15 protein-coding genes and 1 pseudogene are annotated in these 14,992 nt (G+C 58.6%); 13 read left to right on the top strand and 3 right to left on the bottom strand.

The features are described 5' to 3' along the window. The 5 genes from BT119_RS07505 to BT119_RS07485 all read left to right on the top strand — a co-directional run bounded on the left by BT119_RS07505 (nt 1) and on the right by BT119_RS07485 (nt 3,271). A complete protein-coding gene (locus tag BT119_RS07505; RefSeq protein WP_072365243.1) occupies nt 1–765 on the top strand; it encodes a hypothetical protein in 765 nt (254 codons plus the stop codon). A gap of 58 nt (nt 766–823) precedes the next feature. Then, nucleotides 824–1,594 carry an SDR family NAD(P)-dependent oxidoreductase gene (locus tag BT119_RS07500; RefSeq protein WP_072365241.1) on the top strand — a complete coding sequence of 257 codons (771 nt, stop codon included), beginning with the start codon at nt 824–826 and terminating at the stop codon, nt 1,592–1,594. A gap of 187 nt (nt 1,595–1,781) precedes the next feature. Beyond that, a complete protein-coding gene (locus BT119_RS07495; RefSeq protein ID WP_072365239.1) occupies nt 1,782–2,219 on the top strand; it encodes a GFA family protein in 438 nt (145 codons plus the stop codon). A 227-nt stretch (nt 2,220–2,446) separates the two neighbouring features. Beyond that, nucleotides 2,447–2,812: a histone-like nucleoid-structuring protein, MvaT/MvaU family gene (locus tag BT119_RS07490; protein ID WP_003435103.1), complete on the top strand. Its 366-nt coding sequence runs from the start codon at nt 2,447–2,449 to the stop codon at nt 2,810–2,812. A 159-nt stretch (nt 2,813–2,971) separates the two neighbouring features. Continuing rightward, on the top strand, nt 2,972–3,271 hold the full coding sequence (locus BT119_RS07485; protein ID WP_002555839.1) for a hypothetical protein: 300 nt from the start codon (nt 2,972–2,974) through the stop codon (nt 3,269–3,271). Nucleotides 3,272–3,427: 156 nt separating this feature from the next. Here the strand turns inward: BT119_RS07485 and BT119_RS07480 are convergent, their stop codons facing one another. Further along, nucleotides 3,428–4,306 (bottom strand): SDR family oxidoreductase, encoded by an 879-nt coding sequence (locus tag BT119_RS07480; RefSeq protein WP_072365237.1) that lies wholly within the window; start codon nt 4,304–4,306, stop codon nt 3,428–3,430. A 97-nt stretch (nt 4,307–4,403) separates the two neighbouring features. Between BT119_RS07480 and BT119_RS07475 the strand changes: the two genes are divergently transcribed. From BT119_RS07475 to BT119_RS27445, 3 genes and pseudogenes are all read left to right on the top strand, one after another. Further along, a complete protein-coding gene (locus BT119_RS07475) occupies nt 4,404–5,225 on the top strand; it encodes a helix-turn-helix transcriptional regulator (protein ID WP_072365235.1) in 822 nt (273 codons plus the stop codon). 283 nt (nt 5,226–5,508) lie between these two features. Further along, nucleotides 5,509–6,183 (top strand): HAD family hydrolase, encoded by a 675-nt coding sequence (locus BT119_RS07465; RefSeq protein WP_072365231.1) that lies wholly within the window; start codon nt 5,509–5,511, stop codon nt 6,181–6,183. 9 nt (nt 6,184–6,192) lie between these two features. Next, a pseudogene (locus BT119_RS27445) lies at nt 6,193–6,366 on the top strand (DUF4411 domain-containing protein); the annotation flags it as partial. Here the strand turns inward: BT119_RS27445 and BT119_RS07460 are convergent. Continuing rightward, nucleotides 6,285–6,539: a hypothetical protein gene (locus tag BT119_RS07460; protein ID WP_003367627.1), complete on the bottom strand. Its 255-nt coding sequence runs from the start codon at nt 6,537–6,539 to the stop codon at nt 6,285–6,287. The pseudogene BT119_RS27445 and the gene BT119_RS07460 sit on opposite strands and share 82 nt — an antisense overlap. An 83-nt stretch (nt 6,540–6,622) precedes the next feature. After that, nucleotides 6,623–7,093: an Lrp/AsnC family transcriptional regulator gene (locus tag BT119_RS07455; RefSeq protein ID WP_072365229.1), complete on the bottom strand. Its 471-nt coding sequence runs from the start codon at nt 7,091–7,093 to the stop codon at nt 6,623–6,625. A gap of 540 nt (nt 7,094–7,633) precedes the next feature. Here BT119_RS07455 and BT119_RS07450 point away from each other — a divergent pair. The 5 genes from BT119_RS07450 to BT119_RS07430 all read left to right on the top strand — a co-directional run bounded on the left by BT119_RS07450 (nt 7,634) and on the right by BT119_RS07430 (nt 14,904). Then, nucleotides 7,634–8,788 carry a cysteine desulfurase family protein gene (locus tag BT119_RS07450; protein WP_060708487.1) on the top strand — a complete coding sequence of 385 codons (1,155 nt, stop codon included), beginning with the start codon at nt 7,634–7,636 and terminating at the stop codon, nt 8,786–8,788. Between the two features lie 1,222 nt (nt 8,789–10,010). After that, nucleotides 10,011–10,817 (top strand): energy transducer TonB, encoded by an 807-nt coding sequence (locus BT119_RS07445; protein ID WP_003435085.1) that lies wholly within the window; start codon nt 10,011–10,013, stop codon nt 10,815–10,817. 74 nt (nt 10,818–10,891) lie between these two features. Further along, nucleotides 10,892–11,578 carry a MotA/TolQ/ExbB proton channel family protein gene (locus BT119_RS07440; protein WP_003435083.1) on the top strand — a complete coding sequence of 229 codons (687 nt, stop codon included), beginning with the start codon at nt 10,892–10,894 and terminating at the stop codon, nt 11,576–11,578. Continuing rightward, entirely contained in the window at nt 11,578–11,979 is a 402-nt protein-coding gene (locus BT119_RS07435; RefSeq protein ID WP_002555939.1) for an ExbD/TolR family protein, read from the top strand. The genes BT119_RS07440 and BT119_RS07435 overlap by 1 nt, the downstream gene beginning before the upstream one ends. A gap of 99 nt (nt 11,980–12,078) precedes the next feature. Then, nucleotides 12,079–14,904: a TonB-dependent receptor gene (locus BT119_RS07430; protein WP_024661789.1), complete on the top strand. Its 2,826-nt coding sequence runs from the start codon at nt 12,079–12,081 to the stop codon at nt 14,902–14,904. Nucleotides 14,905–14,992: the final 88 nt, after the last annotated feature.

The following is a 14,992-nucleotide window of genomic DNA, read 5'->3' as shown; positions in this document are numbered from 1 at the left end:
ATGACGGCCTTCTACCTCAAGTTACTCATCACCCCCGCGCTGATGCTGGCTATTTCATTGGCGGCAAAGCGCTGGGGTACCGGCGTGGCAGGGCTGCTTTCCGGCCTGCCGATGACCTCGGCGCTGGTCATGCTGTTTCTCAGCCTTGAGCAGGGCACCCAGTTCGCATCGATGGCAGTGCCCGGCGCATTGGCCGGGCTGGCGGCAATTCAGGCGACTTATCTGTTTTATTTCTTGGTCACTCGACGCGTTTCAGCGTTGGTGGGATGCATCCTGGCGCTCGCGGTGTATGGCGCGACGGCCTTTGTGGTGAACCTGTCGGGCTCACTGGCGCTGTCGATTATTGTCACGCTGCTGATGGTTGGGTTGATCGTCGTTGCCACCTCGAAACAGGCTCCGCCGGACGTAGCGTCGTACGTTGCAATGCCGCGCTGGGTCATCCCGATGCGAATGCTGACCGCCACCCTTCTGCTGCTGGCGATTACCGCAAGCGCTACCTGGCTCGGGCCGGTGGTCAGTGGGCTGCTGGCGCCGATCCCGGTGATCGCCTGGCCGCTTGCCGTGTTTGTCCATGTGCAAGGCGGGCGTTATGAACTGGCGGCAATAGTCCGCGGCAATGCCATTGGCGCTGTGGGGGTGGTGAGTTTCTACCTGACCCTCAGGTACTCCATAGTGCAATGGGGCGCGCTTCTGTCTATCGCAGCTGCCGTTTTGCTGGCTGTCGTGGTGACGGCTGGGTTGGCGCGGTTGTTGGCGAAGCGGTAGGGCTATAGTTGCCCCAGAGAAGTCAAAAACACTTCAACCATGCTCCTCAAGGTGCCTTATGAGTTTGATACCCGAACTGAACAGCGAGGCCAACGTGCTGATATGCGGAGCCAGCCGAGGTATTGGCTTGGCAATGTGCGCGGCGTTGCTTGCTCGCGATGATGTGGCTCAGGTATGGGCGGTCGCGCGACAAGCCAGCACTTCCACAGAGCTGGCAACGCTTGCAGAGCAATATGGCCAACGCATCAAACGCGTCGACTGCGACGCGCGCAATGAACAATCCCTCGAAGCGCTCGTGAGCGAGACGCTTGATGGATGCGAGCATCTGCACCTCGTCATCAGTACGCTAGGCATTCTTCATCAGGACGGCGCAAAAGCAGAAAAGGGCCTGGCACAACTGACACTTGCGAGCCTGCAAGCGAGTTTCGCGACAAACACCTTTGCTCCGATCCTGCTGCTCAAACACCTACTCCCACTACTGCGCAAACAACCTTCTACCTTCGCGGCGCTCTCCGCGAGGGTGGGTTCTATTGGCGATAACCGACTGGGTGGCTGGTACAGCTACAGAGCCAGCAAAGCGGCGCTGAACCAGTTGCTGCACACGGCCAGTATCGAATTGAAACGCCTTAACCCGGCCTCTACTGTCCTGGCAATACACCCAGGCACGACTGATACGGAGCTGTCTCAGCCCTTCCAGGCGAACGTGCCCGAAGGACAACTGTTCGAACCAGCTTTCTCGGCGGATCGCATCATTGAGGTGGTAGGCGCACATGGACCGGCCGACAGCGGGACCTTCTGGGCCTGGGACGATAAGCCGATTGTCTGGTGACTTGTTTTACTTGTGAACATTTAGAACCTGTTCAGGCCTATGATATTTTCGATATCCACTGGTATGAACAGAGCACGGCATGATGATAAGTGATGCGGATTTAGCGGAAATGCTTCCTTCCGCGCTAACGGGCGTCACTGTCGGGATCGGTTCGCGGCGCAGCCCATAGATGGAGGCACTGTTTTATATGGACACCTCTGACGGAACGTTACAAGGCACCTGCCATTGCGGCGCTGTACGATTTCAAGTTCGGCTGAGTGACGGGTTCAAGACCGTCCGGCGCTGCAACTGCTCCTATTGCCGCATGCGCGGTGCAATCGCGGTTTCAGCAGCCCTGGAGGATATTGAGATCACTTCTGGCGAGGCGATGCTCAAGCTCTATCAGTTCAATACCCGGCAAGCGAAGCATTATTTTTGCTCACAATGCGGGATATATACACATCACCAGCGACGCTCCAACCCGGCTCAATACGGAGTTAATGTGGCCTGTCTTGAAGGCGTCAGTCCATTTGATTTTGAAGAGGTTCCAGTCAGCGAAGGGCGAATTCATCCGAAGGATAGAACGGCAGGAAGCGGGTCGAACATCGCTGGATACCTACGCTATTTCCCTACTACTACTTCCTGAGATGAGGTAGATCGCTTGGGCGACCTCAATGACTGCTCTGGTCGAAAGCTGATGATCCTGCGCCCGGAAAATCGCATTTTCTGAAAATAACTGGAATCCCGGATTATCCAGTTTATGGCGTTACTCCCACGTATTGAAAGCCAACCGACCTGCGGAAAATAGGCTGAACTTGTAACGGGCGCGATCTCTCTCAATAACTACGCACACCTGTTTATAAGGAAAACACCATGTCCAAACTCGCAGAATACCGCCAGCTGGAAAAGCACCTCGCCGAGCAACTCCAGGCACTGGAGACGATGAAGGGCGACCAGGGGCTCAAGAAGGAAATCGAGTTCGAAACCAAGCTGCGCAAGCTGCTTGAGCACTATGGCTTCAGCCTGAAGCACATCATCAATCTGCTGGACCCACAGACCTCGGCTCGCGGACAGACCGCTGAAAAGCCTGCGGGCAAGCGTAAGCCGCGCGAACTCAAGGTTTATAAACATCCGAAAACCGGTGAAGTGATCGAGACGAAGGGTGGAAATCACAAGGTCTTGAAGGAGTGGAAAGCGGAGCATGGTGCCGATGTTGTTGAGGGCTGGCTGAAGAAATAAAGCTTTGCCGCGTGCAACTACCGATTGATCGATCTTGATCCTTGCGTCGACTCATTACCGTTGGCGCGGTGGAATAGCCGACGCCGGGAACGATCCGCGGCGGCTATTCGTCAGACCTGTATCGGCTCACTGAAAAGGTACAGCACAATGGACAAGGCAATGGAAAAGACGATCACCGTGGACCAACTGGCTAAAACTGACCTCAGATCAGTTAAAGAGATATGGCTTGGTGATACCCATACTCAGCTATGTCTGTGGCGTGGCGAACAAGTCGTCACACACGACATGCTCAGCGAGGGTACCCACGATCAGAACAATAGTCGCCTGCACTTGCAACTGGTCAACCCTGACGACCGGGCTGCAGTGGCCAGCGTCGAGGCGCTCGTTCGTGAGCGGCTGGAAAGGATGGGCAGCAAGGGTGAGTTTTATCCCGCTGAGAATGCGGATACTCACCAGTAATCTCGCTGATTACACGCGATTCTGTAGGGTCCTTGGGCTGCGTTGCCAGACTGTAGATGTGTGACGCAGAGCGTCACGAACTGCATGCCAACGCAGAGTATTGGCACGATGATCATCTGCAATTGCAGAGTTGTTCCGCCTGCAGACACTACCCCTTCAAACACCTTCCAAATCCTCAATCAAACCTGGCCCCTTGGGCTGCCAGTCCAAGCGTTCGCGTGTCTTGTGGCTCAGGCTGCTCATGTCCTTGGTCGCGAATGTCGACAGCCAGCCAAAGTGTGCGGCAGCTTCATGGGCGGGCAAGGCCAGCGTGGGCAGGCCGAGGTGTTCTCCGATGGTTTCGGCAATCAGGCGGAAGGTGATGCCTGATTCGGCAGTCGCGTGATAACGAGCCCCCGGCAGATGTTTCTCCAGGGCGAGGCGATACAGGCGCGCCGTGTCTTCAAGGTGCGCTGCGGACCACTGATTAAGGCCTTGGTCGATATAGGCCGAGCAGCCTTTCTCCTTGGCCTGTTTGATGACTTCGCTGACCAAGCCCTGTTTGACCGGGTTATGAATTTGCGAGAGGCGCATGACGACTATGTTGACGCCACGTTGCAACAGCGCCTGCCCGGCGAGCTCCGATGCGACGCGAGGGTTGGGATGGGCTGGGTCGAAGTAGTCCTCGTCTGCGGCCTGCCCGGGTGCTGAAGAGCCCATCGCCGTGCTGGAGGTGATCACCAGCGGGCGCGCAGAGCCTGCCAGGGCAGAACCCAATGCGTCGATAACGCGAGCGTCGTGCTGGCAGTTGGCGACGAAGTGCGCGAAGTTGTGATCAAACGCCGTGTGAATCACCGCGTCGCACTTCTCCACGCCACGCTGAAGGCTGGACAGGTCTTCGATATCACCGCGATGCGGATCGGCTCCCATGGCAAGTAGAGCTCGAGCACCCTCTTCTGAACGTGTCAGCCCCACTACCTGATGGCCTGCGTTGATCAGTTCCCAAGTGACGTGAGTGCCAATAAAGCCTGTGGCGCCGGTTATAAATACGCGCATAGTCAAATCTCTCTTTGCTGAAGTCGGCAGAGTGCGCGTAACGTTTATCCCGTAAAAGACGTGACGTTATCAGGGTATAAAAACCAACAGGATCATCATGGCCAACCCGCTGGGAACGTATTTGAAGGACTGTCGGGCGCGTCTGGACCCCGCGAGTCTGGGGCTTTCCACTGCGCGTCGACGCACGCCAGGCTTGCGTCGGGAAGAAGTTGCCCAGCGCGCCAATATCAGCGCAACGTGGTACACGTGGCTGGAACAAGGACGCGGCGGCGCGCCGTCTGCTCAGGTTCTGGACCGGATCGCGCAAAGCCTCCTGATGACCGAGCCCGAGCGGCAACACCTGTTCATGCTCGCTTTTGGTCATCTGCCCGAAGTGGTCTACAGCGCGCCCGAGGGCGTATCGCCACGCTTGCAGCGTATTCTGGATACGCTCGCGTTCAGCCCTGCTTTTATCAAGACCGCCACCTGGGATGTTCTGGCCTGGAACAACGCTGCTGCCGCCGTATTTACTGACTACAACCTGCTGCCCGTAGAGCAGCGCAACATCCTGCGCCTGATGTTTTGCAATGCTGGCACGCGTGCAAAGCAGGACGACTGGCAGGCCGTCGCGCGCTTCATAGTCGCCGCATTCAGGGCCGACGCGACCCGTGCCGGAGCCGCCTCGGAACTCCGTGAACTCGCTGACGAACTCTGCACGCTCAGTGCTGATTTCGCTGCGTTGTGGCGCGACAACGATGTGCGTTTACAGGGCGAAGGCACCAAGCGCCTGAGGCATCCGGTTCATGGGCTGATTGAGCTGGAGTATTCGGGTTTCGCAGTGGATGGCCGGCCGGATCTGTCGATGATTGTTTATAACCCGGTTACCCATGAGGACGCAGCGCGGGTTCAGGCGCTGGTGGAGGGTTACGTACAGCGTTAACGCGGCTGGAGAGTCTTCAAACCGACTGGAAAGCCATCAGGCTTTTCTGCTACCAAGCCGCCCTCCCGCCCGAAAGATCGAACCGCCATTCCATCACGTACTCGAAAGTGTGTGACCTCAAAAAACCAGCCCTTTCCCTCCATCTGGCAGTGCCGTATTCGAAGCCCCGGTACAGCCCTCGCTTCATTGATGATCGCCGCATTCCGACACCGCCGAACAGGTGTCGACCACAACGCCCCGAACCTCGCCAGATGGTCAATCCGCATTCAAAAAGAGTAACCCTATGAGACCCCAAACCTCCTTCATCTTCGACCTGGACGGCACGCTGACCGACAGCGTTTATCAAAACGTTGCCGCCTGGAAAGAAGCACTGGACGCAGAAGAAATCCCGCTTGCGATGTGGCGTATTCACCGCAAGATCGGCATGAGCGGCGGACTGATGTTGAAATCACTGTCGCGTGAAACCGGCTTGAACATCAGCGAAGAACAAGCCGAACGGCTCAGCGAGAAACATGCTCAGGCTTACGAGCGGCTGCAAGGACAGATCATCGCATTGCCCGGCGCCGTCGAGTTGCTGGAGACGCTCGACAAGGAAAACCTCAAGTGGTGCATCGCCACCAGCGGCGGGATCGATACGGCGACGATCAACCTGAAAGCGCTGAAACTGGACATCAAAAAGATCAACATCGTTACGCGCGATGACGTGAGCTATGGCAAGCCTGACCCCGACCTGTTTCTGGCGGCTGCAAAGAAGATAAACGCTCCGATTGACGAGTGTCTGGTGATAGGGGACGCGATCTGGGACATGCTGGCGGCACGTCGCTGCAAGGCAACCGGCGTCGGTCTGCTGTCGGGTGGCTATGACATAGGCGAGCTTGAGCGTGCTGGCGCGTTAAGGGTTTATGAGGACCCGCTGGATCTGCTGAGTCATCTGGACGAGATTGCTTCTCGGCCTTGAGTCGGCGTATTCATCATCCCCAACCTCTGTGAACAGCTCAACGTCACTTACATGAACACGTTTGAGCTGTTACATCACCTTAGCGCCATATTTGTGCTCCCTCAGCCCGGCGAAACACCACCACCCTCATCCGCGACGATATCCGGGTCATCCGAATACACTTCCGGCTCGTCATCTTCGTAAGCCTCGTCGCCTTCCGTGCGTTTCTTGACCTCGTCGCCGCGTTCCGAACCGACACCGGGTCTGTTCGCATTCATGGCGAGGACCGGGTCTGCTTCACGGTCGTACTGGCCGAGTTGCGGGCTGGCGGGGTCTTCTTTGGGCACGCTGTTTGTGAGTATGTGATCGGTTGTCATGTCAGCCACCTTTTTCGTTTGCCAAAGAAAGTGGACGTGGCATCGGGCTGAGGGTTCGATTCAATCGATGAGCGTGGCGGTGCTCAGCCGCCAAACGATGCGTATTGCAAGGGCAGGCCGGTGGTGAATTTGATCTGTTCCATGGCGAAGCTGGAGCTTACGTCGCTGATCCCGGGGATGCTGATCAGTTGTTTGTACACCGCGTCGTACCCTGCGATGTCGGCTACGACGATGCGCAGCATATAGTCGGTGTCGCCTGCCATGCGGTAGCACTCGACTACTTCAGGCAGCTCGCCGACGGTGGCGTGAAACTGTTCGAGCCAGGCGGCGTTGTGCTGGTTGGTGCGGATGGCGGCGAAGACGCTGACTGAGACGTTCAGCCGTTGCGGGTTCAGCAGCGCGACCCGGCGGTCGATGATGCCGGCCTCTTCCAGCTTCTGGATACGTCGCCAGCACGCGGTACTGCCCAGGCCGATACGCTCGGCGATGTCCGCCACCGAACGGGTGCAGTCGGTTTGCAGGATGTCGAGGATTGCCCGGTCGAATTTGTCCACTAGCGGTTTCCTGCGTTAGTCGCTTTACACTGATCGTTCCTCACGCTCCGCGTGGGAATGCCTGTCGTGACGCTCTGCGTCACCCAACGGTGCAGCCCCTTGCGTTCTCGGATTGGACGCGGAGCGTCCAGAACTGCATTCCCACGCGGAGCGTGAGGAACGATGGTGTCTGGCTACGATCTGCGCCTCACGCGGCATGACTATCGTGCCAATGCTCCGCGTTGGCATGCATTTCGTGACGCTCTGCGTCACCCAACGGTGCAGCCCCTTGCATCCTCGGATTGGACGCGGAGCGTCCAGAACTGCATTCCCACGTGGAGCGTGAGGAACGATGGGTGTCTGGCTGCGACTCTGCGCCTGAAGCAGCATCCTAGAATTTTTAATCTTAAAAATCCAAGCGTAAGCGAATATTTTTTCGCTTTGGCTGCTCGTATCCGTGTAAATGTCAAAAAATTTTCGCCTGCGGATCAGTAATCTTTCAAGCAGTCGGTCTGGTAATGCCAGCCCTTGATTTTGACTCGATTACAAAGCGAATTGCCCATGACCACTTCTGCGCTCTATCTGGATTACGCCGCCACCACGCCTGTTGATGAACAGGTCATCGAAGCTATGGTTGCCTGCATGGGGCGCGAAGGTCATTTCGGTAATCCGGCATCCAGCGGGCACGGTTATGGGCAGGTGGCGCGGCAGGCCGTTGAACAGGCACGCGCGCAGGTGGCCGATGCGGTGGGTGCGCCTGTCGACACCATTGTCTGGACCTCCGGCGCAACCGAGTCCAACAACCTGGCGATCAAGGGCATCGCCCATGATGCCAGCGCGCAGCGCCGTCACATCATCACCAGCGTGCTGGAACACAAGGCCGTGCTCGACACCGTCAGCACACTGGAGCGCCAGGGCTTTCCCGTCACCTGGCTGAGGCCGGACGCTCAGGGCCTGATCCAGCCTCACGCCGTACAGGCTGCATTGCGCGAAGACACGCTGCTGGTATCGCTGATGCTGGTGAACAATGAGTTGGGTACGCTGACCGATATCGCCAGCATTGGCGCGCTGGTACGCGAGCACGGTGCGCTGTTTCATGTGGACGCTGCGCAGGGCGTCGGCAAGGTGAAGGTCGATCTGGCGAGTCTGGCCGTCGACCTGATGTCGTTCTCGGCGCACAAGGCCTACGGCCCCAAGGGCATTGGCGCGCTGTACGTGGGCCCACGCGCGCATTCGTTGCTGAAAGCGCAGATCCACGGCGGCGGACATGAAGGCGGCTTTCGTTCGGGCACCTTGGCCACCCATCAGATCGTCGGCATGGGTACAGCCTTTGCGTTGGCGATCAGCCAGGCCGACACTGAAAACCGTCGTATTGAAGAGCTGAGTCGCCACCTGCGCGAAGGCTTGTTGAGCCTGCCGGATGTGCAGCTCAATGGCTGTCCGCAACAACGCATTCCGCACACACTGAACCTGTGCATCACCCGCAGTGGCTTCACCAGCTCGCAGCTATCCCACAGCCTGGCGTTGTCCTCGACGTCCGCGTGCAACTCGGCCAGCAATGCCCCCTCGCATGTGCTGCTCGCTCTGGGTATGGATTCAGCCAAGGCCCTGGCCAGCGTGCGCGTCAGCCTTGGCCGCTATACCACGCAGGCAGATGTTGAGCGCGCCATCGAGGTGTTCAGCAAGGCGCTCAGCGCACCTGCTGCGTTCTGGTAATTCACCATGCCTATTGGCCGCCCTAATCCCGGGCGGCTCTCTCCCGGCGCACCCGCGCCACTCTGCCGAGTTGATACCCGCCAGGGTCTATGACTGCGCCTTGCAGCCGCAAAAACTCGTCTGCAGATGAAAATGTACCCCTCCAGATACAAAAAGACACAAATTGGCACAGATCTTTCAAGTGGAACGGTCGTGCCATAAACCAATGGTGCACGCTGCATTCATGGGGTGCCTACACGCACCAAAGTGCAGTTCACGGACGTCAAAGCGTCCACAAACAGTGCAGGGGAGCAGACCACAAGTCTCGCTGCCCGCCAGGAAAGGAATCTAGCTGTGCCCTATCAGTCTTGCGTCAGACCACCGTTACGCTGGCAATTCACACCTTGGGCATCACCTGCCTCAAGCGATGCCGGCACGGCCGCTTCAACCTTGTCCCGATCTGCGCGCTGTTATTCGACCGCCCTGCACGTCTGGACTTAAGACATTTCGCGTGTGCCTTGAATGTTCTGATGATGAATCAGCGCCTTGCACGCCTGTGCGCGTCATTAAGTACACACGGGGTTGTTTTTAATTAAAAGACGGTCGACCTATAAAGAGTGTCCGACACTTTATTTTAAGTGCTTTCATTTTGCCATCATCTAAAAGGGTGGCTTTTATTTCAATAACCACAACTGTCCACACAACCGCCGTACCCACACGGAGTATTGTTTTTATGAGGCGCTGATCAACTAACGCACCAACGTGGTCCTCATGACACAGTATTGGTGCATTTAAAAAAGTGACTTGCAGGTCATGATTTTCGAACGCGTCTGCTCAAGCAGAGGGCCATTGTTTGCCTGTTTTTTTGTTCAAAGTCTTATTCATATCTGCCGCTTTGAAGTCAACGAAATCGGGAATCGATAAATAGTTATACGAATGCGACACCCGCTCTGCATCAGCGGTTCCAGCGAGGGCTTTCTGGCACAGCGGTTGCAATGTAAGCATTCAGGAACATCGCTGTACGTCCCCGTACATGACGATAAGCAAGCAAGGATCTGCAATGTCAGTGCCCTGATTCAAGACGTCCTTTAACCGTTTGAGTTCGCCGTGTGCGCACCCACCGCGTTGCCCTGCCTATTCACAATATGCAGGTCTCCATCAATCGAACAGTTACCCGTTGTTCGAGCGGAATCTTATTGCCCTTTAACTACCCGAGGGAGCGTTAATGAATGATGCGGTAATAATGAAAGCGGTTCCCTCTCCCTCGCCCGATGACACTTCGACGGCGTGGCAGGGTATTCCTTTCAGCGCCAATACGTCGCGTCCGGGCGGCCTTAACAAGCCGCAAGTAATGGTGTTGATTGCTGCGTCGGTCCTTATTCATGGTGTGATCTGGTGGTACATGCAAACTGCCCAGCCAGACGTCCCGGAAGTTGCACCACAAGTTCCGGAAATGACCATTGAACTGACCAGCCCTACGCCACCCGCACCGGAACCGCCGCCGCCCGAGCCACCACCTCCGCCGCCGCCTCCACCGCCTCCCCCCGAACCGGAACAACCGGTCGAGGATCCGGACGCGGTCGAGCCGCCGCCCAAGCCAGTGGAAAAGCCCAAGGTCGAGAAGCCCAAGCCGGTCAAGAAAGTCGAGCCGGTGAAAAAGCCGACGCCGCCTGCGCCAACGCCTGCCGCCGCACCCAGCCCGCCCGCGCCGCCAACGCCTGCGCCCGCGCCGCCGGCACCTGCTGCGCCACCGGCTCCGGTCAAGGAAAGCGCTGCGGTATCCGGGCTCGCCAGCCTGGGCAACCCGCCGCCGGAATACCCGGGGCTGGCCTTGCGACGCAGTTGGGAAGGTCGCGTGATTCTGCGCATCAAGGTGCTGCCAAACGGCCGCGCTGGCGCTGTCGAGGTGACCAAATCCAGCGGCAAACCGGTACTGGACGAAGCGGCCGTGGAGGCTGTGCGCAACTGGAAGTTCATACCGGCCAAACGCGGTGACACGCCGATAGAAGGCTTCGCGACGCAGACCATCGACTTCAAGTTGCCGGAATGATCCGGCACCTGACAACCGACACTTCAATTATCAAAGCTGGTGAGGTTTAAACCATGAACGCATCGCTCTCCTCCATGATCGTCCCGGCCGTGCTCTGGGCACTGATTCTGTTTTCCGTATTGAGTTGGGCACTGTTGCTGATCAAGTCGGCGCAGTATGTCCGCCAGAAGTCCCAGAACAAACAATTCACCAAAGCCTTCTGGAGCGCACCGGACCTGCTCACCGCTGCCGAGCATTCTGCGCAATACCCCGGCGCGCTGGCGCGTATCGCCAACAGTGGCTTCGAAGCCATGGCGGTCGATGAGTCGCCGCGCACCACGCAACAACTGGCGCACACCATCAACCGCTCGGACCGTCTGGAGCGCAACCTGCGCCAGCAGATACAAAAAGAGCGTCGCGCGCTGGAAAGCGGCCAGGCGATTCTCGCCAGTATCGGCAGCACCGCGCCCTTCATTGGCCTGTTCGGTACCGTCTGGGGGATCATGGAAGCACTGCAAAGCATCGGTGTGACCGGTTCGGCGAGCCTTGAAGCGGTCGCCGGGCCTATCGGTCACGCGCTCGTCGCCACCGGTGTGGGTATCGCCGTAGCCGTGCCAGCAGTGTTGATCTACAACTTCTTCCTGCGCCGCCTCAAGCTCGCCGTGGCCGACATGGATGACTTCGCCCACGACTTCGACGCCCTCGCCCAGCGCAGCGCCTTCGCGGTCACCCGTCAGCCCATCGCCAGCAAGAATGGCCATGCCGTTCGGGAGGCCAGCTAATGTCTTTCTCTACTCAGGACAGCGATGAAGTACTCAGCGAGATGAACGTCACGCCGCTGGTGGATGTGATGCTCGTACTGCTGGTGGTGTTCATCGTCACCACGCCGCTGATGACCAACGCGATCAAGGTCAACTTGCCCAAGACCGACGCAGTCGCCCCCGCCGAGAAGAAAAACCCGGTGGTGGTCAGCGTCGATCAGGACGGCAAGTTCTACCTCGCCAAATCGGAAATCGCCCCGGAGCTGCTGGAAAAAAGCCTGCAGGACGAAAAGGCCAAGGACCCGGAAATCCGCGTTCAGTTGCAGGCCGATACCGCCGTGAATTATGGCCAGGTGGCCAAGGCCATGGCCTCCATCGAACGTTCCGGCATTACGAAGATATCCGTCATGACAGCGAAATGACGCTCGACTGACCGGGTGGCTTCGCCTCGCGAAGCCGTCTGACCCGACCCCCGTGAATGCGGTTGTCCGTGGGCTGAAAAGCCCCTGGAGGGGAGCGGCTTGCTGGAAAAAGAAGAAGTGGAACTCCCGCTCGGCACAACCGCGTCGGGAACAGAGGGCTCACAAGGCCATTTCAATAATGTCTGGATCAAGTCGGAACTAACCATGCTGATGAATCTTCCCGGTTGCACCCTCAAACCACTGGCCCTCGCGGTCCGGCGTCATCCACGTGCCCTGCTCTGTGCATTGGCCATGGGCATGAGCGGTGCCCAGGCGGCAGACGCCGTCGATGCGGACACCAGCGGCTCGGCCGTGTCCACCAGTGCAGCGGTTGTGCCTGCCACAACCCAACTGCAACGTGTAGAAGTGACCGGTTCGGCGATCCGCCGGGTCGATGCCGAAACCGCCGTGCCAATTACCATCCTGCGCGCTGACGACCTGAAGAAACAGGGCGTGACCACCACCCAGGAAATGGTCCAGCGCATCACCGGCAGCCAGTCGATCAACAACAGCGCAGGCTCGGTCGGCGCCGGAACAGGTGGTGCCTCGTTTGCCGATATGCGCGGCATCGGCGCCAACAAGACGCTGGTGCTGCTCAACGGCCGCCGTCTGGCCAATAACGCACTGTCGGGTGTGGGCACGCCCAACGGCAGCGCCATCGACCTGAACATGATCCCGTTCGCCGCCATCGACCGCGTCGAAGTGTTGCGTGACGGTGCCTCGGCGTTGTACGGCACTGACGCCATTGGCGGTGTGATCAACTTCATCACCAAAAAATCCCTGACCGACGGCAGCCTGACCCTGGGTGGAGAAACCCCGACCGCCAGCGGCGGCGGTGCCACCAAGGACATGAGCGCCAGTTGGGGCTTTGGTGATCTGGAGCAAGACCGCTTCAACGTCATGGGTGTATTCAACTACAACAAGCAGCAAAACCTGGACGCCAACGACCGCTCGTTTGCCAGAGATTACGTGCCAGGACGCGGGCTCAATCAGACCTCCGGTACGGCCTATCCCGGCAATTACTTCCAGGGTGACAACTCTGCGAACCCGCTGGGCAGAAACTGCGGCGGCCCTAACCTGATCGCCAGCAACGGCATCTGCCGGTTCAGCACCCGTGAATACATCGACCTGATCCCGCAAACCGAAAAGACCTCGTTTTTTGGCAAGGCCACCGGCAAGCTGGCAGACGATCATAACGTCAGCCTCGAATACTTCTGGGCTCGTAACAACAACCATACCGATATCGGGCCTGCGCCCCTTACCGGCCTGTCTCTGGACTCATCGTCGCCTTTTTATCCCGGCAACGGCATCACTCCGGCACCGACCGACTTTACTCTCGACCCGACCCAACCGATCAGCACAGCCTGGCGAGAAACCGCAGCCGGGCCACGCGGGTCCAGCGACCAGAACACCAGCCAGCGTTTCCTGCTGAACTTCGACGGCCTGGTGGGCGGCTGGGACTACAACGTAGGTGCTTCTTACAACCAGAACAAAGTCCTGTCATCGCTCACCAACGGTTATGTCAGTGACGCTGCAATGCTCAACGGCCTGGCCAATGGCACCCTTAACCCGTTCGGCCCGCAAACCGCTGCCGGTCAGGCACTGATCGATGCCAACGAATATCACGGCCAGTACTCCAGTGCTGTGGGCCGGGTGGCCGGGCTCGATGCGCGCATCAGCCGGGAAATCGGTGACTGGTTCGGTGCAGGCCCTGCGGGTCTGGCGTTGGGCGGCGAATACCGCAAAGAGAAAATGCATCAGCAGTACGAAGCCTACGTCAACGACATCAGCAGCCTGGGCGCAGATGCCGCCGGTAGCGTCGAAGGCGACAGGAGCGTCAAGGCGGAATACGCCGAACTGAACGTGCCCGTGCTGGACAGCCTTGAACTGACCGCCGCCGTCCGTCACGACAAATACAGCGACTTCGGCAGCACCACCAACCCGAAATACTCGTTCCGCTACCAGCCGTTCAAGCAACTGGTGGTCCGTGGTGCCTACAGCGAAGGTTTCCGCGCGCCGTCGCTTTACGAGCTGTATGCCCCGCGCAGTACGACTTTCACCCAGGGCTATTACAACGACCCGGTGCTGTGTGCCGGTGGTGTCGTCCAGCCGGGTGGTAACGCCGGTCGTGATTGCCAGCAGCAGTTCCTCAACAATGGTGGAGGCAACACCGAGCTGGCCCCGGAAAAAGCCCGCAACATGACCCTGGGCTTCGTCTATCAGCCGGTCAACAACCTGTCGATGGGCCTGGATTTCTGGTGGATTCACATTTCCAACCAGATCCAGGCGTTCCCCGAGTCGACCGTGTTCGATGACCCCAACACCTACGCCGACCGCTACGTGCGCGCTGCCGACGGTTCGATCGCCAATATCGTCACCGGCAACGCCAACCTGGGCATCGTCAAGACCAGCGGTGTCGACGTAACCCTCGACTATCGCTTCCCGAACACGCCTTATGGTCAGTTCGGTCTGGGCATGACCGGCACCTATGTGACGCGTTATGACTTCCAGAACATCATCGACGGCCCGTACACCGACAAGGTCGGCGACTTCCAGGGCGACGGCGTGATTTCGCGCTGGAAACACGTGCTGACCGGTACCTGGGCACTGGGCGATACCCGCGCCTCCATCACCAACCGCTTCACCAGCGGCTACAACGACTATGACCGCACCACCAATGCGCGGGTCGCATCGTATGCGTTGTGGGACATGTCGGTGGGTCATACCTTCGACAAAGTGCTGGATATCGACGCCGGTGTGCGCAACATGTTCGACCGCAACCCGCCGTTCTCCAACCAGGCCTACAACTTCCAGTCCGGCTACGATCCTCGTTACGCCGACCCGCTGGGGCGCACCCTGTTCGCCCGCGCGACTTACCACTTCTGAGTGTGACGACGTGGCCCATAACGCTCCGTGGGCCACGTCAGATTGCGAGCTCGCCCCCTCCGGCCCAGGTTTCATCCGCCTTCCCCGG

Origin of the sequence: Pseudomonas sp. NFACC10-1 (assembly GCF_900119195.1) — a bacterium.
Taxonomy (GTDB): domain Bacteria; phylum Pseudomonadota; class Gammaproteobacteria; order Pseudomonadales; family Pseudomonadaceae; genus Aquipseudomonas; species Aquipseudomonas cerasi.
Note: the sequence above shows the minus strand (reverse complement) of the source record. Positions and strands in the feature narration are given on the sequence as shown.